The 21,472-nt window shown below is 66.5% G+C and carries 16 protein-coding genes and 1 pseudogene; 8 read left to right on the top strand and 9 right to left on the bottom strand.

What is annotated here, in order from left to right; genetic code table 11:
- Nucleotides 1-61: 61 nt before the first annotated feature.
- Both ACJH71_RS00575 and ACJH71_RS00570 read right to left on the bottom strand, forming a co-directional pair.
- Nucleotides 62-1,138, bottom strand: a complete 1,077-nt coding sequence (locus tag ACJH71_RS00575; protein ID WP_406756106.1) for a diacylglycerol kinase — start codon at nucleotides 1,136-1,138, stop codon at nucleotides 62-64.
- A 14-nt stretch (nucleotides 1,139-1,152) separates the two neighbouring features.
- Entirely contained in the window at nucleotides 1,153-1,944 is a 792-nt protein-coding gene (locus ACJH71_RS00570) for an SDR family oxidoreductase (protein WP_406756105.1), read from the bottom strand.
- Nucleotides 1,945-2,047: 103 nt separating this feature from the next.
- Here ACJH71_RS00570 and ACJH71_RS00565 point away from each other — a divergent pair, with 103 nt between their 5' ends.
- From ACJH71_RS00565 to ACJH71_RS00555, 3 genes are all read left to right on the top strand, one after another.
- Nucleotides 2,048-2,653: a TetR/AcrR family transcriptional regulator gene (locus tag ACJH71_RS00565; protein WP_406756104.1), complete on the top strand. Its 606-nt coding sequence runs from the start codon at nucleotides 2,048-2,050 to the stop codon at nucleotides 2,651-2,653.
- A 105-nt stretch (nucleotides 2,654-2,758) separates the two neighbouring features.
- Nucleotides 2,759-3,205, top strand: coding sequence for an MmpS family transport accessory protein (locus tag ACJH71_RS00560; RefSeq protein ID WP_406756103.1), 447 nt, complete (start codon nucleotides 2,759-2,761; stop codon nucleotides 3,203-3,205).
- Complete coding sequence (locus ACJH71_RS00555) at nucleotides 3,202-6,018, top strand: RND family transporter (protein ID WP_406756102.1); 2,817 nt, start codon at nucleotides 3,202-3,204, stop codon at nucleotides 6,016-6,018. Before ACJH71_RS00560 ends, ACJH71_RS00555 begins: the two co-directional genes overlap by 4 nt.
- Nucleotides 6,019-6,023: 5 nt before the next feature.
- Here the strand turns inward: ACJH71_RS00555 and ACJH71_RS00550 are convergent, their stop codons facing one another.
- Nucleotides 6,024-6,887, bottom strand: coding sequence for a Ku protein (locus ACJH71_RS00550; protein WP_406756101.1), 864 nt, complete (start codon nucleotides 6,885-6,887; stop codon nucleotides 6,024-6,026).
- Between the two features lie 62 nt (nucleotides 6,888-6,949).
- On the opposite strand from ACJH71_RS00550, the gene ACJH71_RS00545 reads away from it, so the two are divergent.
- Together ACJH71_RS00545 and ACJH71_RS00540 are read left to right on the top strand one after the other, a co-directional pair.
- The gene (locus ACJH71_RS00545) at nucleotides 6,950-9,244 is read left to right on the top strand and encodes an ATP-dependent DNA ligase (protein ID WP_406756100.1); all 2,295 of its coding nucleotides are present in this window, start codon (nucleotides 6,950-6,952) and stop codon (nucleotides 9,242-9,244) included.
- Between the two features lie 3 nt (nucleotides 9,245-9,247).
- A pseudogene (locus ACJH71_RS00540) lies at nucleotides 9,248-10,195 on the top strand (fumarylacetoacetate hydrolase family protein); the annotation flags it as partial.
- 17 nt (nucleotides 10,196-10,212) lie between these two features.
- On the opposite strand, the gene ACJH71_RS00535 reads toward ACJH71_RS00540, so the two are convergent.
- From ACJH71_RS00535 to ACJH71_RS00510, 6 genes are all read right to left on the bottom strand, one after another.
- Nucleotides 10,213-12,327, bottom strand: coding sequence for a cellulase family glycosylhydrolase (locus ACJH71_RS00535; protein ID WP_406756099.1), 2,115 nt, complete (start codon nucleotides 12,325-12,327; stop codon nucleotides 10,213-10,215).
- Nucleotides 12,328-12,464: 137 nt separating this feature from the next.
- The gene (locus ACJH71_RS00530) at nucleotides 12,465-14,576 is read right to left on the bottom strand and encodes a cellulase family glycosylhydrolase (protein WP_406756098.1); all 2,112 of its coding nucleotides are present in this window, start codon (nucleotides 14,574-14,576) and stop codon (nucleotides 12,465-12,467) included.
- 229 nt (nucleotides 14,577-14,805) lie between these two features.
- Entirely contained in the window at nucleotides 14,806-14,952 is a 147-nt protein-coding gene (locus tag ACJH71_RS00525; protein WP_406756097.1) for a hypothetical protein, read from the bottom strand.
- A gap of 164 nt (nucleotides 14,953-15,116) precedes the next feature.
- Complete coding sequence (locus tag ACJH71_RS00520) at nucleotides 15,117-15,989, bottom strand: TIGR03619 family F420-dependent LLM class oxidoreductase (RefSeq protein WP_406756096.1); 873 nt, start codon at nucleotides 15,987-15,989, stop codon at nucleotides 15,117-15,119.
- A gap of 82 nt (nucleotides 15,990-16,071) precedes the next feature.
- Complete coding sequence (locus ACJH71_RS00515) at nucleotides 16,072-16,797, bottom strand: DUF4873 domain-containing protein (protein WP_406756095.1); 726 nt, start codon at nucleotides 16,795-16,797, stop codon at nucleotides 16,072-16,074.
- Nucleotides 16,794-17,696, bottom strand: a complete 903-nt coding sequence (locus tag ACJH71_RS00510) for a diiron oxygenase (RefSeq protein ID WP_406756094.1) — start codon at nucleotides 17,694-17,696, stop codon at nucleotides 16,794-16,796. The genes ACJH71_RS00515 and ACJH71_RS00510 overlap by 4 nt, the downstream gene beginning before the upstream one ends.
- Before the next feature lie 201 nt (nucleotides 17,697-17,897).
- Between ACJH71_RS00510 and ACJH71_RS00505 the strand changes: the two genes are divergently transcribed.
- The 3 genes from ACJH71_RS00505 to ACJH71_RS00495 all read left to right on the top strand — a co-directional run bounded on the left by ACJH71_RS00505 (nucleotide 17,898) and on the right by ACJH71_RS00495 (nucleotide 21,472).
- Nucleotides 17,898-20,669, top strand: a complete 2,772-nt coding sequence (locus tag ACJH71_RS00505; RefSeq protein WP_406756093.1) for an AAA family ATPase — start codon at nucleotides 17,898-17,900, stop codon at nucleotides 20,667-20,669.
- 35 nt (nucleotides 20,670-20,704) lie between these two features.
- The gene (locus ACJH71_RS00500) at nucleotides 20,705-20,995 is read left to right on the top strand and encodes a hypothetical protein (protein ID WP_406756092.1); all 291 of its coding nucleotides are present in this window, start codon (nucleotides 20,705-20,707) and stop codon (nucleotides 20,993-20,995) included.
- Nucleotides 20,996-21,079: 84 nt separating this feature from the next.
- Nucleotides 21,080-21,472: a phage holin family protein gene (locus ACJH71_RS00495; protein ID WP_406756091.1), complete on the top strand. Its 393-nt coding sequence runs from the start codon at nucleotides 21,080-21,082 to the stop codon at nucleotides 21,470-21,472.

The raw sequence follows: 21,472 nt of genomic DNA, 5'->3' as shown, positions 1-21,472 counted from the left end.
AACAGGAAAGTCAGGGTAACCGGAATTTCGCCGACGGTCCGCGGTCACGGCGCCGCTGTGGTCAGCCGGCGTTATAGAGGCCGCGGCCGGTGACCAGCGGCAGGTCCAGCGTGGTCCGGATGCCCGGCTCGGCCGCCACCACCGCGGGAATCGCGTTGACGACCCGCATCGCGGTGGCCACCAGGCCGGCGTGGTTGTGGTCGCCGTTGGGGCTGGACAGGCACAGGTCCAGCGCGTACGACGGCTCCCCGGTCACCTCGACGCGGTACGAACCGCCTTCCTGGGCCGGCTGCGGCCAGTCCGGGCACAGGTCTTCGCGCAGCCGCGTGACGTGCTCGAGGACCACGGCGGCCTTGCCGTCAACCATCCCGCGTACCTCGAACCGCAACGCCGCGGCGGTGCCTTTCGCGATGTCACCCGAGGAAATCGAGAAGTCCTCCGGCGCGGGCACCCGGATGTGGGACTGCTCGACCGAGTCGAGTTCCAGGCCCAGGCCGGCTGCGAGCTGGCGCACCACCGAACCCCACGCCAGGCTGAGCACGCCGGGCTGCAGCAGCATCGGGGTCTCGTCCATCGACTGTCCGAAGCCCATCACGTCGAACATGACGGCCGCGCTGTCGTAGGTGGCGTAGTCGACGATCTCCATGCAGCGGATCTGCTGGATGCTCTGGCAGGTACCGGCCAGCGCCAGGGGCAGCAGGTCGTTGGCGAAGCCCGGGTCGATGCCGTTGATGAACAAGCTCGAATTGCCGGCCTTGGCGGCGTCCTCGATGGGGGTCAGCATCTCCGCGGGGATGACGTTCCACGGGTACTGCAGGAACACCGCGCTGCTGCCGACGACGTTGATGCCGGCGTTCAGGATGCGCTTGAAGTCCTCCAGCGCCTCGACCAGCCGGTTGTCGGCCAGCGCGGTGTAGACCACGCAGTCGGGCTTGGTGTCGAGCACCTGCTGCAGGTCGGTCGTCGCGGTCACGCCGGTCGCCGTCTCCACGCCGGCCAGTTCCGCGGCGTCCTTACCGGCCTTGGCGTCCGAGGACACCCACACCCCGGTCAGTTCGAACTCGGGGTTGGTGATCAGCGCTTTCAGTGCGTGGACACCGACGTTGCCGGTGCCGATCTGAGCAACACGAATGGTCATAAGTCAGCAGTTCCTCACAGGTCCGGGACGGGCAGGTCAAGGTTCGGGAAGGTGATGCCGCCGTCGACTTCGAGCACCTTGCCGGTCAGGTAGTTACCGGCCGGGGAAGCCAGGTACAGGGCGGCGGCCGCGATCTCCTCGGGGTCACCGAGACGACGCATCGGCGTGGCCTTCTCCATCGGGGTGCGCAGCTCTTCGTTGGCGGCCACCACGTTCAGCGCCGAGGTCATGATCGATCCCGGGGCAATGGCGTTGACGCGGATCTTCGGGCACAGGTCCAGTGCGGCCAGCCGGGTGTAGTGGGCCAGCGCGGCCTTGGCGGTGCCGTAGGCGGCGAATCCGCGCCCGGGCACCCGGCCCATGGTGGAGGTGATGTTGATGAACGAGCCGCCACCGGAGTGCTCCAGCATCAGCGGCACCGCCGCGATGGTCAGCGCATGGGCGGTGGCGACGTTGAACGTGAACGCGTCTTTGAGGTCTTTGGTCGACGTGGTCAGCAGGGTGTTGGGCATGGTTCCGCCGACGTTGTTGACGACGATGTCGAGCCTGCCGAACGCCTCGACCGCTTCGGCGGCCAACTTGGCAGTCTCCTCGGGGTGGGCCAGATCGGCGACCACGATGTGGGCACGACGACCCGCCGCGCGGACCTGCTGCGCGACGGCCTCTAGTTCGGATTGGGTGCGCGATGCGATCACCACGTCGGCGCCGGCTTCGGCGAATGCCACCGCGATGGCGGCGCCTAAGCCCCGGCCAGCGCCGGTGACCACGGCTGTTTGGTTGTCGATTCGGAATTTGTCGAATATCACCGCGCCACCGTAACAAGGATTGACAACGCCGTGAAGCAGTTTTCTGCAACACGTTCTAATTCGTCGTTGGGCGTTGTCCCGTGGGTTACGTCGGCGGCATTCTATGGTTGATGCCGTGAGCCAGGACATCGACATTGCGGGCGCCCCGACGTGGTCGCCGCGTGAGGTCGAGCTGTTGGAAGTCACCCTGGCGCTGCTGCAGGAGAACGGCTACGACCGGCTGACGGTTGATGCTGTCGCGGCGGCCGCGCGAGCGAGCAAGGCCACCGTGTACCGGCGTTGGCCGTCGAAGGCCGAGTTGGTGTTGGCCGCGTTCACCGAGGGCATCCGCCAGGTCGCGGTCCCGCCCGACACGGGCACGCTGCGTGGCGATCTGCTGCGACTGGGCGAGTTGGTCTGCCAACAGGTCGCGCAGCATGCCGGCACGCTGCGTGCGGTTCTGGTGGAGGTGTCGCGGAACCCGGCGCTGAACGAGGTGATGCAGAGCAACTTCGTCGATCAGCGCAAGGCGCTGGTCCTGCACATTCTGGGGCAAGCCGTCGACCGCGGGGAGATCGGCGCCGACGCCATCGACGACGACCTGTGGGACGTGTTGCCGGGATATCTGATCTTCCGGTCCCTGGTCTCGGGCCGGATGCCCACGGCGCATACCGTGGCCGACCTCGTCGATCAGGTGGTTCTGCCGGGTCTTACCCGCCGCGCCGACTGACGTCGCCTCGCGCGACATCGGGGCGCGGCGCGCTATTGAACCGTACGGTTCGGTACCGTACGCTCATTTTCATTCGAGCAGCCCACCGATACCGGGAGGCTTCCGGTGAAGAGACCGTCGCTTTTCCTCCTGGTCCGGCGCGGGTGGATGGTTCTGGTGGCGGTCGCGGTAGTCGCCGTCGCGGCGTTCTGCGTATACCGACTGCACGGCATCTTCGGCTCGGGTGACACCACGTCGACCAGTAGTGACGCCGCCGAGGACATCGTCCCGTTCAACCCCAAGGACGTCGTCTACGAGGTCTTCGGCGCACCGGGGGCGGTGGCCACCATCAACTATCTCGATGTCAATGCCGCTCCTGTGCAGGTCATCGATGCCCCGTTGCCCTGGAGATATCAGGCGACGACGACGGAGCCGGCCGTCATCGCCGATCTGCGGGCACAGGGCAACGGCGACACACTGGGCTGTCGCATCGTGATCGACGGCGAGCTCAAGGACGAGAGGACCGCGAACGCCGTGAGCGCCTACATCTACTGCCTGGACAAGTCCGGATGAGCGAGTCCGGCCGGCCGCCGTTCTGGCCACGCACCATCCGCCGACTGGCGCTGCCGATCGTGCTGTTCTGGGTGGCGCTGGCCGCCGTGACGAACAGCCTCGTGCCGCAACTGGAGGTCGTGGCCGAAGCCCACAACGTGGGGATGAGCTCGCACGACGCGCCGTCGTATCAGGCGGCGAAGCGCATCGGAAAAGTGTTCCAGCAGTACGACACCGACAGCGCGGCGATGATCGTCATCGAAGGCGAGGCGCCGCTGGGTGCCGACGCCCACCGGTTCTACGACACCCTGGTCGCCAAGCTTGCGGACGACACCCGTCACGTCCAGCACATCCAGGACTTCTGGGGCGACCCGCTGACTGCCGCCGGTTCGCAGAGTAACGACGGGAAAGCGGCACTGGCGCAGGTGTTTCTGGCCGGAAGCCAGGGCGAGACGTTGGCCAATGAGTCGGTGGCCGCCGTCCGCGACATCGTCGAGCAGACGCCGGCGCCGCCCGGCGTTCACGCCTACGTCACGGGCGCGGCCCCGCTGGTCGCCGACCAGTTCTCGGTCGGCAGCGAGGGCACCAACAAGGTCACCGCGATCACCTTCCTGGTGATCGCGCTCATGCTGTTCGCGGTTTACCGCTCGGTCGGCACCACCGTGCTCGCGCTGCTCACCGTGGCCATCGAGATGGCTGCCGCGCGTGGATTCGTCGCGTTCCTCGGCTACCGCGAGATCATCGGATTATCCACGTACTCAACGAATCTGCTGACCCTGCTGGCGATCGCCGCGGGAACCGACTACGCGATCTTCATCATCAGCCGCTACCAGGAGGCGCGCGCGGCCGGTGAAGATCGCGAGACGGCCTTCTACACCATGTACCGCGGCACCGCCCACGTCGTGATCGGTTCGGGCCTGACCATTTCCGGTGCCGTGTACTGCCTGACCTTCACCCGGCTGCCCTACTTCCACACCCTGGGGCTGCCCGCCGCCATCGGCATTTTCGTCGCGCTGATCGCCGCGCTCACCCTGACGTCGGCGGTGCTCACGCTGGGCAGTCGGTTCGGATTCTTCGAGCCCACCCAGGCGATGCGGACCCGCGGCTGGCGCCGGATCGGTGCCGCCATCGTCCGGTGGCCCGGGCCGATCCTGGTGGTGGCGTGCGGCGTGGCCCTGATCGGGCTGCTGGCTCTGCCGGGCTACAAGACCAGCTACGACGCCCGTATCTACATGCCGGATCGTGCCCCGGCCAACATCGGGTACGCGGCCGCCGAACGCCACTTCTCGCAAGCTCGGCTGAACCCCGAGCTGCTGATGATCGAAGCCGACCACGACCTGCGTAACCCGGCGTCCTTCTTGGTCTTGGAACGCGTCGCCAAGGCCGTGTTCCACACGCCGGGTATCGCCAAGGTGCAGTCGATGACACGCCCGTTGGGCACACCGCTGAAGCACACGTCGATACCGTTTTCGGTCGGCCAGGGCAGTGTCGCCCAGACCCAGAATCTGAAGTACCAGATGGATCGGGCGGCCGATCTGCTCAAGCAGGCGGCCGAAGCCGAGAAGTCGATCCACACGCTGGAACAGCAATACGCGCTGCAGCAGCAGCTGGCCGACGCCACCCACTCCGAGACCCAGAGCTTTCACGACACCGTCGACCTCACCAACGATCTGCGTGACCAGATCGCGAACTTCGACGACTTCTTCCGTCCGATCCGCAGTTACTTCTACTGGGAACCGCACTGCTACGACATCCCGGTGTGTGCGGCGCTGCGCAACGTGTTCGACCTGCAGGACGGTATCGACAAGCTCAGCGAGAAACTCGGACAGCTCACGACCACCTTGGACAAGTTGGACGCCCTGCAACCGCAGTTGGTGGAGCTGATTCCGTCCCAGATCGAAAGTCAGCGTGTCAACCGCGATCTGGCGCTGAACAACTACGCCACCAACTCCGGGATCAGCGACCAGTCCGCCGCCGCCAACGACAACCCGGCCGCCATGGGCCAGGCCTTCGACGAAGCCAAGAACGACGACTCCTTCTACCTGCCGCCCGAAGCGTTCGACAACGCCGAGTTCAAACGCGGGATGAAGTTGTTCCTGTCGCCGGACGGCAGAGCGGCGCAGATGATCATCACCCACGAGGGTGATCCGGCGACCCCCGAGGGCATCGCGCACATCGATTCGATTCGCAATGCCGCCAAAGAAGCGGTCAAGGGAACCCCGTTGCAGGGCTCACACATCTATCTCGCCGGCACCGCCTCGACCTACAAGGACATCGCCGACGCTGCCCGCTACGACCTGCTGATCGCCGGAATCGCCGCACTGAGCTTGATTCTGCTGATCATGATGATCATCACCCGCAGCCTGGTCGCCGCGATCGTCATCGTGGGCACCGTGGCGCTTTCGCTGGGCGCCTCGTTCGGGCTGTCGGTGCTGGTGTGGCAGTACCTGTTCGGCATCCATCTGTACTGGATCGTGTTGGCCCTGGCCGTCATTCTGTTGCTGGCGGTGGGCTCGGACTACAACCTGCTGTTGATCTCGCGGTTCTCCGAGGAGATCGGCGCCGGCATAAACACCGGGATCATCCGGGCAATGGGGGGCACGGGCTCGGTCGTGACCGCCGCCGGGCTGGTGTTTTCCGCGACCATGGCCTCGTTTATCTTCAGCGACCTGCGGATCCTCGGCCAGATCGGCACCACGATCGCGCTCGGCCTGCTGTTCGACACGTTGATCGTGCGATCGTTCATGACGCCGTCCGTCGCGGCGCTGCTCGGACGCTGGTTCTGGTGGCCGCAACGGGTGCGTCAGCGGCCCGCGGTGACTGCGAGCAGCTAAGCCCGTTACTTCTTGGCCGCCGCTCTTTTCGCCGGAGCCTTCTTCGCGGCCGTCTTCTTGGCCGGGGTCTTCTCGGCGGACGACCGCTTCTTCACGCTGGCTTCGAGTTTGGCCAGCAGGTCGGAAACATCCTCGGTCGCATCCAGTTCAGCCGGGCGCTCCTCGGGGGTGAACGCCTCGTCGCCTTCGAGTTTGGCCGCGATCAACTCCTGCAACTGCTCCTGATAGGTGTCGTGGTACCGGTCGGGGTCGAAATCGTCGGCCATCGAGTCGACCACCTGCCCGGCCATCTCCAGCTCGGCCGGCTTGATCTCCACCTTGGTGTCCAGTGCGGGGAAGTCCGGGTCGCGGATCTCGTCTGGCCAGAGCAGGGTGTGCACCATCATCACGTCGCGCTTGGAGAAATCCTTGACCCGCAGCGCCGCCAGCCGGGTCTTGTTGCGCAGCGTGAAATGAACTATCGCCACCCGATCGGTCTCGGCAAGTGTCTTGGCCAGCAGCACATAGGATTTGATCGACTTTGTGGCCGGCTCCAAGAAGTAGGAGCGGTCATAGAGCATCGGGTCCAGGTCGCCGGCGGGGACGAACTCGAGCACCGCGATCTCGTGGTCGCGCTCCTCGGGAAGGTTCGCGATGTCGTCGTCGGTGATCACCACCATCCGGCCGTCATCGGATTCATAGGCCCGCGCGATGTCGCCGTAGTCGACGACTTCCCCGCATTCCTCGCACACCCGCCGGTAGCGGATCCGCCCGTGATCCTTGGCGTGCACCTGACGGAACTTGATGTCGTGGTCTTCGGTGGCGCTGTAGACCTTCACCGGCACGTTGACCAGACCGAATGCGATCGAACCCTTCCAGATGGAACGCATGAGGCCAGTATGCCCACGCGAGAGTGCCGATAACCTGCTTTGGCGCGACGTAGGTTGGTGAGATGGCCGCTGAGTCCGTCCAGACCCGGGTCAAGCTGACCAACGCCGACAAGGTGCTTTACCCAGCCACGGGCACCACCAAGGCCGAGGTCTACGGCTACTACACCCGGATCGCCGAAGTGATGCTGCCGCACATCGCGGGGCGGCCGGTGACGCGCAAACGCTGGCCCAACGGTGTCGATCAGGGGTCGTTCTTCGAAAAGCAGCTCGCCACTTCGGCGCCGGGCTGGTTGGCCCGCGCTGAAATTCAGCATCGCTCCGGCGTCACCACTTATCCGATCATCGAGGATCTCGACGGCCTGGCCTGGATCGCCCAGCAGGCGGCTCTGGAAGTTCACGTTCCGCAGTGGCGTTTCGAGGCGCAGTGGTCCCACGGCGGGAAGGTGCTCAAGCCAGGACTGGCGACGCGGCTGGTATTCGACCTCGACCCCGGCGAGGGCGTAACGATGAGCCAGCTCGCCGAAGTGGCGCGCGCCATCCGCGACCTGATGACCGAGCTCGGCCTGGACACCTTCCCGGTCACCAGCGGCAGCAAGGGCTTGCACCTGTACGCCGCTCTCGAGCGTCCGGTGAGCAGCACCGGTGCCGCCACGGTGGCCAAACGTGTTGCGCAACAACTCGAAAGCGGCCTGCCGGAGCTGGTGACCGCGACCATGGCCAAGAAGCTGCGGGCCGGCAAGGTCTTTCTCGACTGGAGTCAGAACAACGCGGCCAAGACCACCATCGCGCCGTACTCGCTGCGCGGCCGCGACCATCCGACGGTCGCCGCCCCACGTACCTGGGCCGAGCTGGACGACCCGGACCTGCGGCAGCTGCGCTTTGACGAGGTGCTGGACCGCGTCGGCCGCGACGGCGATCTGTTGGCCGGCCTGGATCACCCCCTGACCGGGCAGGATCGACTGTCGGTGTACCGGTCCAAGCGTGATGCCGGCCGGACTCCCGAACCCGTCCCGGCCGCGGCACCAGCGCCAGGGGAGGGCAACAGTTTTGTCATCCACGAGCACCACGCCCGTCGGCTGCACTACGACTTCCGGCTGGAGCGCGATGGGGTGTTGGTGAGCTGGGCGGTGCCCAAGAACCTCCCGGACACGACGTCGGTCAACCATCTCGCGGTACGCACCGAGGACCATCCGCTGGAGTACGGCCGCTTCGAAGGCACCATCCCCAAGGGCGAGTACGGCGCCGGCACGGTGAATATCTGGGATTCGGGTACCTACGTGACCGAGAAGTTCGAGGACACCCCCGAGAAGGGGGAGGTGATCGTCGTACTGGCCGGCAGCCGGATCTCCGGGCGATACGCACTGATCCGTACCGGCGGAGATCAGTGGCTGGCGCACCGGATGAAAGACCAGCAGGCATTCACGTTCAGCGAGCTGGCGCCGATGCTGGCCACCCACGGCTCGGTGACGCGCCTGGACGCCGGCCAGTGGGCTTTCGAAGGCAAATGGGACGGGTACCGGCTGTTGGTGGACGCCGACCACGGCCGGGTCCGATTGCGTGCCCGCAGCGGACGCGACGTCACCGGCGAATACCCGCAGCTGCCGTTTCCGGCCGCCGACTTGGCCGAGCACCACGTGGTGCTCGATGGTGAACTCGTCGCGCTCGACGACCGCGGTGTGCCCAGCTTCGCCGAGATGCAGAACAGCGCCCGTTCGGCCCGCCTGCAGTTCTGGGCTTTCGACCTGCTCTTTCTCGACGGGCGCCCGCTGCTGCGGGTGGCCTATCGGGATCGTCGCCGTCTCCTGGAAACCCTTGCGCGCGGAACCGATCTGGTGGTCAAAGACCTCCTGACGCCCGACGGCGCGAAGGCGCTCGAACAGTCTCGCCGGCTGGGCTGGGAAGGGGTGGTCGCCAAGAAGTGGGATTCGCCCTATCAGGCCGGGCGTCGTTCGACGGCGTGGGTCAAGGAGAAGTATTGGCGGACCCAGGAGGTGGTGATCGGCGGCTGGCGGGCCAGAAGGGAGAGCGCTCGGAAAGGCACGAGCGGGGGGATCGGGTCGCTGCTGATGGGCATTCCCGACGGTGACGGCCTGCGTTTTGTCGGCCGGGTCGGTACCGGTTTCACCGAGCGTCAGCTGGCCGCCCTGAAGAAGATGTTGGTGCCGCTGCGTGCCGGTGAATCACCTTTCGGGGCACCGCTTCCCACGGCGGACGCCAAGGGCGTCACATTCGTGGAGCCGACCGTGGTGGGGGAGGTGCGCTTCAGCGAGCGGACCGGCGATGGCCGACTGCGTCAGCCCAGCTGGCGTGGACTGCGGCCCGATAAGGCCCCCGACGATGTGGTGGGTGAGGATTGACCGGTGCGATGGGTGACCTATCGAAGCGAAGACGGTGAGCGCACGGGAGTGCTGGACGAGGGCGTGATCCATGCGCTGCCGCCCGGTGTGACATTGCTGGAATTGATCCGGCTCGGCCCCGACGGACTGCGCGACGCCGGCGAACGGGCGTTGAACGCCCCGTCGGCGACGGTACGGGCCGACCAGGCGGCGCTGATGGCGCCGATCCCGCGTCCGCCGTCGATCCGCGACAGCCTGTGCTTTTTGGACCACATGCGCAACTGCCTGGCCGCGACCGGACGCAGCCGCGAGCTCGACGACACCTGGTATCGAATACCGGCATTCTATTTCGCCTGCCCGGCAACGGTTCTGGGTCCCTACGACGATGTCCCCATGGCACCCGGCAGTGTCTGCCAGGACTTCGAGCTGGAGGTCGCCGCGGTCATCGGCACGGCCGGGGCGAACCTGTCGGTGGAGCAAGCCGAGCAGGCGATCATCGGCTACACCATTTTCAACGACTGGTCGGCGCGGGACCTGCAGGCTCAGGAGGGGGTGCTGGCCATCGGGCAGGCCAAGGGCAAGGACAGCGGGGTCACGCTGGGGCCCTACCTGGTCACCCCCGACGAGCTGGAGCCCTACCGCCGCAACGGCAGACTCAGCCTGCACGTCACCGCGATCGTCAACGACGTGATCGTGGGCCTCGGGTCGACCGAGGCCATGGACTGGACCTTCGGCGAGATCATCAGCTATGCATCGCGCGGGGTGCCGCTGGAGCCGGGTGACGTCTTCGGGTCCGGCACCGTACCCTCTTGCACACTGCTCGAACACCTCGATCCCGCCCTGCCGCAACCGTTTCCGGGTTGGCTGAGCGACGGTGACGTGGTGACTCTGCAGGTGCAGGGCCTCGGCGAGGTTCGCCAGACGGTGCGCGCCAGCGCACCGCCGATACCGCTGCCCGAGCGCCCGCGGCCCTAGGGTGCCTAGAACGCCTAGGACGCCGTGACGGTCACCTTGATGGTCGAGGCGCCGTCTGAGGTGATGATCAGCTGCGACGCGTTGGGTCCGGAGGTGACGTGTCCGCCGGTCACATTGACCGTGTAGCCGTTGGGGTATTGGTTGGGTGGCACTGAGATGGTGGTCTGTGATCCGGCGGCGAAGGATCCGGATCCGTCGGCCTGGTCGGTGGAGTAGCTGAGGGAGAAGACTCCATTGTTGAAAGACAACGAGGTCGGGATGCCGGAGATCGCCTGCGGGTAGGGCTGAGACAGGACGTCAAGCTTGTCCCAGTTGACGTTGTCCCCGACCGGCGCCTTGCTCAGGTCGAACACCAGTGCCTGATCGTTCGGTGACGCGCTGGTGATGTCACCGCCGGTGTAAGCCCACTCAGACCAGCCGAAGAGCCACTTGTTCGAGGCAGTCAGGCTCGCCCCGATGGCTCCGAGGTTGTTCGTCGCACCGAACTCGCTGAGCCAGCCTGGGATGTTGTGCTCTTGGGTGTATTCCGACGCATACCCGAACACGATGTCGGCGTTCCAGTCGCAGCCGAAGCTCGAGCCGGGGATGAGTGACGTTGTGACGCAGTAGTGGTGGAACGAGAAGGCCGAGTTCTCGTCGTCGACCGTGCCCAGGTGCGTCGGGACCGGCAGGCTGCCGAAGAGGGTGTTCGGCTCGAAGAAGACGGTCTTGTTCGGGTCGACCGACCGGATCGCGGCGTCGATCTGGTTGTAGAACGGGGTCAGCTGCTGGGCGTCGAAGTAGGGGTTGCCCAAAATGCTGCCCAATGCGTGGGTGCCCGCCCACGGCTCGTTCATGATGTCGTAGCCGGCGACGTTGGGATCGCCCTTGAAGTAGTTGGCCACGGCCTGCCACGACAGCGCGTAGTGATTCTGCAGCCCGATGCCGTCGGGTGCCTTGTCGTTGGCCCAGAACGAATCCCAGGCAAAGTTCTGCGCCGGGTTCAGCGGGTACGTGCCCGGGAAGCCCAGGAGCGGGTTGGGCAGTCCGCCGGTGAGGACGGCCCAATCCGGAGCGCCCTCGCCGCCGAACTCCTCGTTGTAGAGGTCTTGGTGCATGTCGAGGATCGCAACGATGTTGTGGCGGCCGAGCATCTCGACCGTCTCCTTTACCGAGGCCAGGTAGTCGTAGTCGATCACGCCGGGCTGCGGTTCCACGCCGGCCCAGATGATGCCCAGGCGGACCGAGTTGAAGCCGCTCGCGGCCAGGAAGGCCGCGTCTTCCTCACTGAAGCCGCCGGCGGCCGGCTCGTAGGGCGGGATCTTGTAGACCTGGTTGAGTCCGCGCAGTAGGACGACTTGGCCGTCGCTGTTGGTGAGCCAACCGTTGGTGACCTCGACAGGTGCCGTGACTGTTCCGGTGATGCCGCCGGGCAGGGCGCCGTAGTGGCCTACGGCGCCGTGGGTTCCGTCGAGCAGGCCGGCCACACCGCCGACGCCGCCGAGTGCGGGTAGTCCGCTGGCGGTGTCGCCGTCGCCGGCGTTCCCGCCGTCGCCGCCGTTGCCGAACAGCCAGCCCGCAGCGCCGCCGTCGCCGCCGACGGCACCGGCACCGCCGTCGCCGCCCGCGCCGCCGTTGCCGAGGATTCCGACGGCGGCGCCGCCGTGGCCGCCGGCGACGCCGTCGGTGGTGCTGTTCCAGCCTGCGCCGCCGTTACCGAAGAGCCAGCCGCCGTTGCCGCCGTCGGGGTTGTCTTCGGTGCCGTCGGCACCGTTACCGATGACCGTGGAGCCGAACAGGGTGTTGATGGCGCCGTTGACCTGGATGCCCAGATCGCTGTCGATCCACTTCTCGGCGAGGCTGTACAGCCCGGCATAGGGGTCGAAAGCGAAGGCGAAGGCGGGGCCCGGTTCGGCCAGCGCGGTGAAGGCGGCGTCCCAATGCTCGGCGGACAGGAAGGTGTCCCACGCGGCCGCGTCGAACAGGGCGTCACCGTCGAGCGCGCCGTCGGTGGTGACGAACGGGGTGGCGAGCACGTCCATCATGTCGTCGAAGTCAGCCTGAGCGGTCGGGGCGATCGGGGCGATCGCCAAAAACGCGGCGATTCCGGCAACCTTGCTGCCCACAACTTTGCTGCGGTGACGAGACATCCCGACAAACCCTTCTCATGGACAACGGCCGATGCTGAAGTCTGTCTGAGAAGGTAAACGAGTTACTTACCCTGCGCAAGGTTACGGTAGGGCGCGCGAGGGCAGCAGCTGTCGACCCAACCCGAAGTGATTCGCTATTACGCCGCGGTCACCGTCACCTTGATGGTGGAGGCGCCGGAGTCCGAGGTGATGATCAGCTGCGACGCGTTGGGTCCGGAGGTGACGTGCCCGCCGGTCACGTTGACGCTGTAGCCGTTGGGGTACTGGCTGGTCGGAACGGAGATGGTGGTCTGCGATCCGGCTGCGAAGGCCCCGGAGCCGTCGGCCTGGTCGGTGGAGTAGCTGAAGGAGAAGACACCGCCCGAGAACGACCAGGAAGTCGGAATGCCCGAGATCACCTGCGGGTAGGGCTGGGACAGGGCGTCGAGTTTGTCCCAGTTGACGTTGTCGCCGTCCGGCGGTTTGGTCAGGTCGTATACCAGCGCCTGATCGTTGGGTGAGGTACTGGTGATGTCGCCGCCGGTGTAGGCCCATTCGGTCCAGCCGATCAGATGCTGATTGGCGGCGTTCATTCCGGCGTTGATCGCCGGGATGTTGTTGGTGGCGCCGAACTCGCTGAGCAACGCCGGAATGTTGTGCTCCTGTGCGTAGTCCATCGCGAATCCGAACGAGACGTCGGCGTTCCAGTCGCAGCCGAAGCTCAGGGTCGGGAACAGCGCATTCACCATGCAGTAGTGGTGGAACGAGAAGACGGTGTTGTCGTCGTCGACCGTGCCCAGGTGGTTCGGCACCGGCAGGCTGGCCTCGAGGGTGGTGGGTCCGAAGAACACCGTCTTGTTCGGGTCGACGGAGCGGATGGCTTCGGTGATCTGGTTGTAGAACGGGGTCAGCTGTTGGGCGTCGAAGTAGGGGTTGCCCAACAGGCTGCCCAGGGTTTGGGTGCCTGCCCAGGGCTCGTTCATGATCTCGTAGCCCGCCACGTTGGGCTCGCCCTTGAAGTAGTTGGCGACGGCCTGCCACATCAGTGCGTAGTGGTTCTGCAGCCCGATTTCGTCGGGTCCGTTGGAGTTGGCCCAGAACGCATCCCAAGCGTGGTTCTGCGCCGGGCTGACGAAGTAGCTGCCCGGGAAGCCTGCCTCGACGTTGGGCAGCCCGCCGGTCAAGACGGCCCAGTCCGGCGCACCGTCGCCGCCCAGGCTGCCGCTGTAGAGGTCTTGATGCATGTCGAGGATGGCGACGATGTTGTGGTTGGCCAGCATCTGGACGGTCTGTTGGAGCGACGCGAGGTAGCCGTAGTCGATGACCCCCGGTTCTGGTTCCACCCCGGCCCAGATCACGCCCAGGCGTACGGCGTTGAAGCCGTTGGCGGCCAGGAAGGCGGCATCGTCGTCGCTGAACCCGCCGGCGGACGGCTCGTAGGGGGCGACCTTGTAGACCTGGTTGAGCCCATGCCACATGACGACCTGGCCGTCGCTGTTGGTGAGCCAGCCGTTGGACACCTCCACCGGCGGGGCGACCGTTCCGGTGATCCCGCCCGGGAGTGCGCCGTAGTGGCCTACCTCGCCGTGGGTGCCATAGAGCAGGCCGGCCACACCGCCGACGCCGCCCAGTGCGGGCAGCCCGGCCAGGGTGGCGCCGTCACCGGCGTCGCCGCCGTGGCCGCCGTTGCCCCACAGCCAGCCGGCGGCACCGCCGTCGCCGCCGACGGCACCGGCTCCACCGTCACCACCGGCGCCGCCGTTGCCGAAGAGCCCGACCGCCGAGCCGCCGTGGCCGCCGGCGACGCCGTCGGTGGTGCTGTTCCAGCCGGCGCCGCCGTCTCCGAAGAGCCAGCCGCCGTCGCCGCCGTCGGGGTTGTCCTCAGTGCCGTCGGCGCCGTTGCCGATGACCGTGGAGCCGAACAGGGTGTTGATGGCGCCGTTGACCTGGATGCCGAGGTCGCTCTCGATCCACTTCTCGGCGATGTCGTGCAGGCCGGTGTACAGGTCGAAGGCCAGAGCGGGGCTGGGCTCGGACAGTGCGGCAAAGGCGGCGTCCCAGTGTGCGGAGGACAAGAAGGTGTCCCATGCGGTGGTGTCGAACAGGGCGTCACCGTCAAGGGCGCCTTCGGTGGTGACGAACGGCGTGAACAACACGTCCATCATGTCGTCGAAATCAGCATGAGCGGTCGGGGCGGTCGGGGCGATCGCCAAGAACGCGGCGATACCGACAACCTTGCTGCCCACAACCTTGCTGCGGTGACGAGACATCGCGACGAACCCTTCTCATGGACGCGCCTTTTTCTGAGGCCTGTCTGAGAAGCTAAATGAGTTACTTAACAACGCGCAAGGGTGCGGCGGAAAAGGGATGCGATTAGGTGCCCGGCTGACGTGCCCGCGTCGCTGCCGGACTAGCGGTAATAGCTGGTGGGCGCGTTACAACGCCGGCATGGATGAAATCGCGCGATAGTTCGCTACGACAACTATTTCGTCGGCCCGATCAGCATTGGGTCGCGGCGCGAATCCACTGACGCCGGGCATCGCTCTGCCCGGCCTCAGCGGCTGCGGCGCGAAGCAGGTGGATCACCCGCTGGCGGTCGACATGACCGGCTCGCGGATCGAGCGGTAGGTACGTGTATTTCTTCATGTGAATACCCCCTGCAGGTCACGCAACGAGAACTGCAGTACCCGACCGCGGTGGGTGGGCGGTCAGTGCACGTATCGATCAACGCCGGCGGCGACGAAATGTATCCCGATTCGGCCGGGCAAAACGGTGAGCGTGCACACGTGCGGGCGAAGACGTGACCGCCGTCACCCCGCCTTGGCGATCACGTGCTCGGCGAACCGCTCCAGGTTGCGGATCTTGGTGTCCAACGGCTCGGTGTCGGATCCGACGATGTAGGGCACCCGGAATCCAACGATGACGTCGGTGACGCCCTTGTCCTCGAGCCGTTTGATGCCGTCGAGGGTGAAGCCGTCAACCGAGATCACGTGGATTTCGAAGGGATCGTCGGCGCGGCCCTCCTCTTCTCGGAGCTGTTTCAGCCGAGTGATCAGCCCGTCCAGCTCGGCCGGGTCGCCACCGCCGTGCATCCAGCCGTCGTGCCGGGCCGCGCGGCGCAGCGCGGCTTCGGCGTGGCCGCCGATCAGGATCGGGATCGGCTGCGACGGAGCCGGGGCCATCTTCGTCTTGGGGATGTCGTAGAACTCGCCGTGGAACTCGAAGTAGTCGCCGGTGGTGAGCCCCTGGATGATCTCGATGCACTCGTCCATCCGCTTGCCGCGCCGGGCGAACGGCACCCCCATCAACTCGTAGTCCTCCGGCCACGGGCTGGTGCCCACGCCCAGGCCCAGCCGGTTGTTGATCATCGCGGCCAGCGACCCGGCCTGCTTGGCGACCAAGGCCGGCGGGCGGATCGGCAGCTTGACGACAAACGGGGTGAACCGCAGCGTGCTGGTGACCGCGCCCAGCGCGGCGATCAAGACGAAGGTCTCGATGAAGGCCTTGCCGTCGAGGAATTCCCGGTTGCCGTCGGGGGTGTACGGGTATTTCGAGTCCGATTCGAACGGGTAGGCGATGCTGTCGGGGATCGTCATGCTGTGGTACCCGGCGGCCTCGGCGGCCTTGGCGAGCGGAATGTAGTAGCTCGGGTCGGTCATCGCTTCGGCGTAGGTGAACCGCACGTCGTCTCCTCGGTCTTTGGGTGATGGGGCGCTGTTCTCTGCATAGCAGACTCGCCCGGCCCGGACTGAGTGGGGGACTGCGTCAGATGCGCGGCGGCATCGCGATCTCGACGTCCTCCAGGGGAAACGGCGGATATCCGGCGGCTCCGATCACGGTCAGCGTGCCCCACGGCGTCCGCTCCGCGACGCGACCTTCGGCGGTGTGCTCGCCAATCCGGATGCTGACCTTCGAACCGGTGACGCCCGCTCCCGGCAATTCGTTGAAAAACATTCCCTGCCAATGGTATTGGCCATCGATCGGATCGAAGTGGCCGGTCAGGCGCACTCGTGTCGGGTAGTCCTCGCCGTTGTGGCTGAGAACCGCCGGCCCGTCATAGGTTTCGGCGTTTTCTAAGTCCACGCCTCCGCAGCCGGTGAGGTAGAACCGGGAGATTCCCCGGGTCGGCAGCAGCGGGTGCACCCGCAGCCGCGGCGAGTGGGACTCGATCCGGCTGGCTCCGCTTCGCCGTAGGGCATCGATGAGCCGGGCCACATACCGGGCCTGCCTGCGGGTGTGCGGGCCGGGAATCTGGAATCGGTTGGGGGCGCCATGCCTGGCGACGACGTCGTCGGTTGAGGCGGCCGTGCTGATCAACATGCGGGCGATCAGCTCCTCGCCGTCGGCAGTGGTCACCGTCCAGGTGTCGTTGCCGCTGTCGAATCGGGTGGACACGTTCGTCGCGTCGACGGCGCGGGCAACATCGACCAACCCGTGCAGGTGCGCCGGGTCGCCCAGCACCACCACGTCCAGGACGCCGTTGCGGCTCACAGGAATCCGGCCCGCCGCCACATCCGTCGGGCCAGCCCACCCATCAGTCCGATTTCGGTGAAGAACGCGGCCAGCGGTGCGAACGACGAGCGGGAAGCGGCATGGAAGTGCGGGTTGGCTCGCGCCACCCGGCGCGCTTCGCGGCCGTCGAGCCCGACTCGGCTGTAGACGACCGGCAGGGTGAACAGGTGGCGGTAGAACGGTCCGCCGACCCCCTGCAGGTTGGCCAGCAGGGCACGGCGGTAGCGGGGCATCGCCGGCACGCTGCGTCGCAGACCGTCGCGGGCGTACTGAATGTGGCGGGCTTCTTCGGTGACATGGATGCGCATCACGCGTCGCACGATCGGCTGCAGGTCCGGATCGTCGAGGATCTGGCGCTGCAGCGAGTCGAAGATCTCCTCGCCGACCAGCGCCGCTCCCCACAAGATGCTGCCGCGGAACAGGAAGGGAAGCGCGTTGATAACGATGCGCTGGTGCAGTCGCGGGCGCACCGGTACGCCGCCGATCCGATCGATGGTCTTACCGAACATCAGCATGTGGCGGGTCTCGTCGCCCAGTTCGGTCAGCGAGTAGTGCGTGGTGCGCGCGGTGGGGTTCTTGTGCATCATGTCGCGCAGCAGCGCCTGGTTGAGGATGTTCTCGAACCAGATGCCCGCCGACAGGACGTTGACCAGCTCCTGGCGCGACATCTCGATCTGCTGTTCGCGGGTCATGGCTTCCCACAGACCGGTCCCGTAGAGCGTGCACATCCGCGGCGGCAGGAAGAACTTGTCGTCCTCCAGCGGGGCGTTCCAGTCGATGTCGACGACCGGTGCATAGGACTTCTTCACCGAGCCCTTCAGCAGACGCTCGGCAAATTCCTCCCGGGTCGGTTCGCTCGGCCGCACCGCAGTGGTCATGACGGAATCCCTTCTCGCTCGGACCTGTAAAAACTAAGAGTCGCGACAAGACATGTCAATACCGACGGTACCGGATACCTGCGGTTCTTTGTGTGAGGCCCGTCACACCATCTGGCTGGGCGGTATCCCCGCTGAATCGGTGCCGTCGAGACCGCGGCGCAACCATGACCGAGGGTGCCCTCGGCTGCCACAATTGTGGCCATGCGACCAGGTCTGGCGGACCGAAGAGCTGAGGCGTCAGCCGTGTGCGCCTTCCTCGACGCGGCCTTGACCGAGCCCGCCACTCTGCTGCTCGAAGGCGAAGCGGGCATCGGAAAGTCCACGCTGCTGTGGGAGGCGGCCGCGGCCGCGGCCGCGCGGGGTTACCAGGTGCTCTCGGCCGCGGGCGCTCCGACCGAGGTCCGCTACGCCTACGCCGCGGTGGCGGACCTGCTCGGTGGTGTCCACGCGGAGACGCTGGCACAGTTGCCCGACGAACAGCGCGCGGCAGTGGATCGGATCATGCTCGGCGGTGGTGACGGGCCGGGCAGCGATGAGCGGATGGTTGCCACCGCGTTCCTGGCGGTTCTTCGCCGGTTGAGTTCGGTCGCGCCGGTGCTGTTGTGTGTCGACGACGTCCAGTGGCTGGACATGTCGAGTCAGATGGTGATCGGGTTCGCCCAACGACGGCTCAGCGGACGGGTCGGCCTGTTGCTCGCGGTTCGAACCGGCGCCATGGGCGCTGCCGACATGAGTTGGCTGAGTTCGGCACGGCCCGGGGCGGTGGCGCGGCTGCGGATCGCTCCGCTGACCCTGGGCGGCGTGCATGCTCTGATTTCCGCCCGGCTGGGGCACACGTTGCCCCGCCCTTCGATCACCCGGATCTATGAAATATCAGGCGGCAACCCGTTTTTCGCTCTCGAACTGGCAAGGTTCATCGCCGAGGATCCCGCCCGGGCCGCGGTCGAGCTCCCCGAAGCCCTTGCCGCGCTGGTGGGCCATCAGATCGGCTGTTCCGAGGACGACGACGTCGCCGCCGTGCTGCTGGCTGCGGCGTGCGCCGCGTCGCCCACTGTCGAACGGGTGAGCCTCGCCACCGGAATCAACGCCGATCGCGTCGTCGAGCTGGTCGAATCCCAGCAGGCCAACGGGGTGGTCGAGATCGACGGCAGCCGGATCCGGTTTCACCATCCGCTGTTCGCCACTGGCGTCTACAGTGCTGCCGGGCCGGCCGCGCGCCGGGCAATGCACCGTCGCCTTGCCGAGACTGTCGAAGAGGCTGAGCTGACCGCGCGTCACCTGGCGTTGGCGGCCACCAGCGCCGACCCGCAGGTATTGCAAGCGCTCGATGAGGCCGCCGAAGTCACCCGGGCGCGCGGCGCCCCCGCGGTAGCGGCAGAGCTGATCGAACTCGCGATCAATCTGGGGGGTGATACCCCGTTGCGGCGGATGGCCGCTGCCGAACAGCACTTTCGCGCCGGAGCTATCGCGCCTACCCGTGCCCATCTGCAATGGATCTTGGACGGGTCGTCGTCGCCGCCCGGGCTGCGCTGTACGGCGATGATCGCCCTTGCCGCGGTCACCGGCTACGACGGGAGTTTGGTGGCCGCAGCCGAACTGCTCGCGCAGGCCATCGACCAATCCGCCGACAATCCGGTGCTGCAGCTTCAGGCCAGACTCCTGCTGGTGCCGCTGGCGAGGGTGATCGGGAACGGTCGGGAATCGGTCGACCTCGCGCGCGTCGCCGTGGCGCAAGCCGATCAGCTTGGTATCCCCGGATTACACAGCCAGGCGTTGACGATTCAGGCCGTGGTCCGCTTTTGGCATGGGCTTGGAATTGATCCGCCCACTTTGCAACTGGCGTTGGATCTGGAGGATCCGGACGGCGGCGCGGCCGCGACCTACCGGGCCAGCACTGTCGCGCCGGTGATTCGTTCCTGGGCGGGGGAACTCATTGATGCGCCGCGCCAGATCCGTAGCGTCCGGCACCGGCTTCTCGAAGGCGGGACCGAGACCGACATCCTCTGGATGGCCGACTACGCCACGATGGTCGAACTCTGGCTGGGGCACTTTGCGGCGGCGGGTGAGATCGCCGACGAGGCCATGCAACGTGCCGAGCAGATGGGCGCTGAGATGGTGTTGGTATGCGCGCGGGCACGGCGTGCCGCGGTGGCCGCCTACACCGGAGCCGTCGACGTTGCCCGCTGCGCAGCGGGCGCTGTCATCGACGCGTCCCGCCTCAGCGGAGATGTGCTGCACCGGCAAGCGGCAACAGCCACCTTGGGCTTCATCGACGTGTCGTTGGGCGACCACACGGCAGCGATCACGACGCTGGCGCCCTTGTTGGCCGCGTTCGATCCGGACCACGACACCGAGATGATGGTCGGCGCCTACCTGCCCGACGCCGTCGAGGCGCTCGTCGCGTTGGGACGCCTCGACGAGGCCGAACCGCTGATCGTTGCGCTGGAGACCAACGGCGCGCGGCTTGACCGGCCGTGGATGCTGGCGGTGGGCGCCCGCGGGCGCAGCCACTGGCTGGCTGCGCGTGGTGAACTCGACGCCGCCGAGCGGACCGCGCTGGAGGCACTGGTGCACCATGGGCGGTTGCCGATGCCGTTCGAGACAGCGCGCACGCAGTTGTTGTTGGGTCAGGTTCAGCGGCGTCGCCGGCGCAAACAGGACGCTCAGGCGAGCTTGAATACGGCGCTGGCCACCTTCGAAAGGCTGGGCGCGCCATTGTGGGCCCGACGTGCTCGTGCCGAGCTGGACCGGATGACTGCGGCGGTCCCCGGCACGGGACTTACCTCGGCCGAACGGCGGGTTGCCGAACACGCGGCGGCGGGGTTGTCGAACAAGCAGATCGCCGCGGAGCTGTTCATCGCCGAAAAGACCGTGGAAATGACGCTGAGCACCGTGTATCGCAAGTTGGGCATCCGCTCGCGCGCCGGGCTGTTTGCGGCGCTCAATCCCGGAGATGTCCAGGGAAAACCCTGATTCGCTGCGGCACGGGTTTGGTTAGCGTCGGGCGCATGGGCGACAGCGGATCGGCGCGTCAGTGTTTCTTGGTGGAGTGGTACCAACCGGACCTGGCCGAAGCAACCGTCGACGCGGTGATCGACCGGCTGGCGTCCGCCGCGGCCGACGTGCGCGGGAGGCTGGTGGTTGCGTTGACCTCGCCGCGCGACGAGACCTTGTTCGGGGTGGTCGCTGCCGACTCTTCTGACGCGGTTGTGACGGCTTGCCGTCAAGCCGGATGGCAGGTCGACCGGATCACTGCTGGGGTGCAGGCCCGGGTTGGAGCTGCTGGGAGCTGGCTCTAGCGGGCTTGGATTGTCTCGGGTTTCCCGCCCGACGCAATTGACAAAGTCGGGTTTTCGTCGTTTGCGCCGTGGCAAGATCTGCGCATGGGACCCTTCCTGCTCCGCGCCGCGCTGACCGGGCTCGCCTTGTGGATCGTCACTCAGATCGTTCCGGGGGTCGAGATCGTCGGCGGTGACACCACGCTGCAACGGGTGGGCATCATCTTCGTCATCGCTTTGATCTTCGGGCTGGTGAATGCCTTCATCAAACCGGTGGTGCAGTTGCTGTCGATACCGCTGTACATCCTCACCCTGGGCCTGTTCCACATCGTGATCAACGCACTGATGCTGTGGATCACCGCGTGGATCACCGACAAGACCGCCAAGCACTGGGGCCTCTACATCGCCGACTTCTGGTGGGACGCGATCTGGGCCGCGATCGTCTTGTCGCTGGTGGGCTGGGTCTTGTCGCTGGTCGCCGGCCGCATCGCCAGGTAG

Origin of the sequence: Mycobacterium sp. SMC-15 (assembly GCF_045310925.1) — a bacterium.
GTDB lineage: Bacteria > Actinomycetota > Actinomycetes > Mycobacteriales > Mycobacteriaceae > Mycobacterium.
The sequence above is the reverse complement of the archived record's forward strand: the minus strand, read 5'-3'. Positions and strand labels throughout refer to the sequence as shown.

Bases quoted from the DNA above. Each gene is read 5' to 3' on its own strand.
- ACJH71_RS00545 (WP_406756100.1), top strand. From the start codon at position 6,950: ATGGCCGCTGAGTCCGTCCAGACCCGGGTCAAGCTGACCAACGCCGAC.
- ACJH71_RS00500 (WP_406756092.1), top strand. From the start codon at position 20,705: ATGGGCGACAGCGGATCGGCGCGTCAGTGTTTCTTGGTGGAGTGGTAC.
- ACJH71_RS00555 (WP_406756102.1), top strand. From the start codon at position 3,202: ATGAGCGAGTCCGGCCGGCCGCCGTTCTGGCCACGCACCATCCGCCGA.
- ACJH71_RS00505 (WP_406756093.1), top strand. From the start codon at position 17,898: ATGCGACCAGGTCTGGCGGACCGAAGAGCTGAGGCGTCAGCCGTGTGC.
- ACJH71_RS00495 (WP_406756091.1), top strand. From the start codon at position 21,080: ATGGGACCCTTCCTGCTCCGCGCCGCGCTGACCGGGCTCGCCTTGTGG.
- ACJH71_RS00535 (WP_406756099.1), bottom strand. From the start codon at position 12,327: ATGTCTCGTCACCGCAGCAAAGTTGTGGGCAGCAAGGTTGCCGGAATC.
- ACJH71_RS00510 (WP_406756094.1), bottom strand. From the start codon at position 17,696: ATGACCACTGCGGTGCGGCCGAGCGAACCGACCCGGGAGGAATTTGCC.
- ACJH71_RS00575 (WP_406756106.1), bottom strand. From the start codon at position 1,138: ATGACCATTCGTGTTGCTCAGATCGGCACCGGCAACGTCGGTGTCCAC.
- ACJH71_RS00565 (WP_406756104.1), top strand. From the start codon at position 2,048: ATGGTTGATGCCGTGAGCCAGGACATCGACATTGCGGGCGCCCCGACG.
- ACJH71_RS00530 (WP_406756098.1), bottom strand. From the start codon at position 14,576: ATGTCTCGTCACCGCAGCAAGGTTGTGGGCAGCAAGGTTGTCGGTATC.
- ACJH71_RS00550 (WP_406756101.1), bottom strand. From the start codon at position 6,887: ATGCGTTCCATCTGGAAGGGTTCGATCGCATTCGGTCTGGTCAACGTG.
- ACJH71_RS00525 (WP_406756097.1), bottom strand. From the start codon at position 14,952: ATGAAGAAATACACGTACCTACCGCTCGATCCGCGAGCCGGTCATGTC.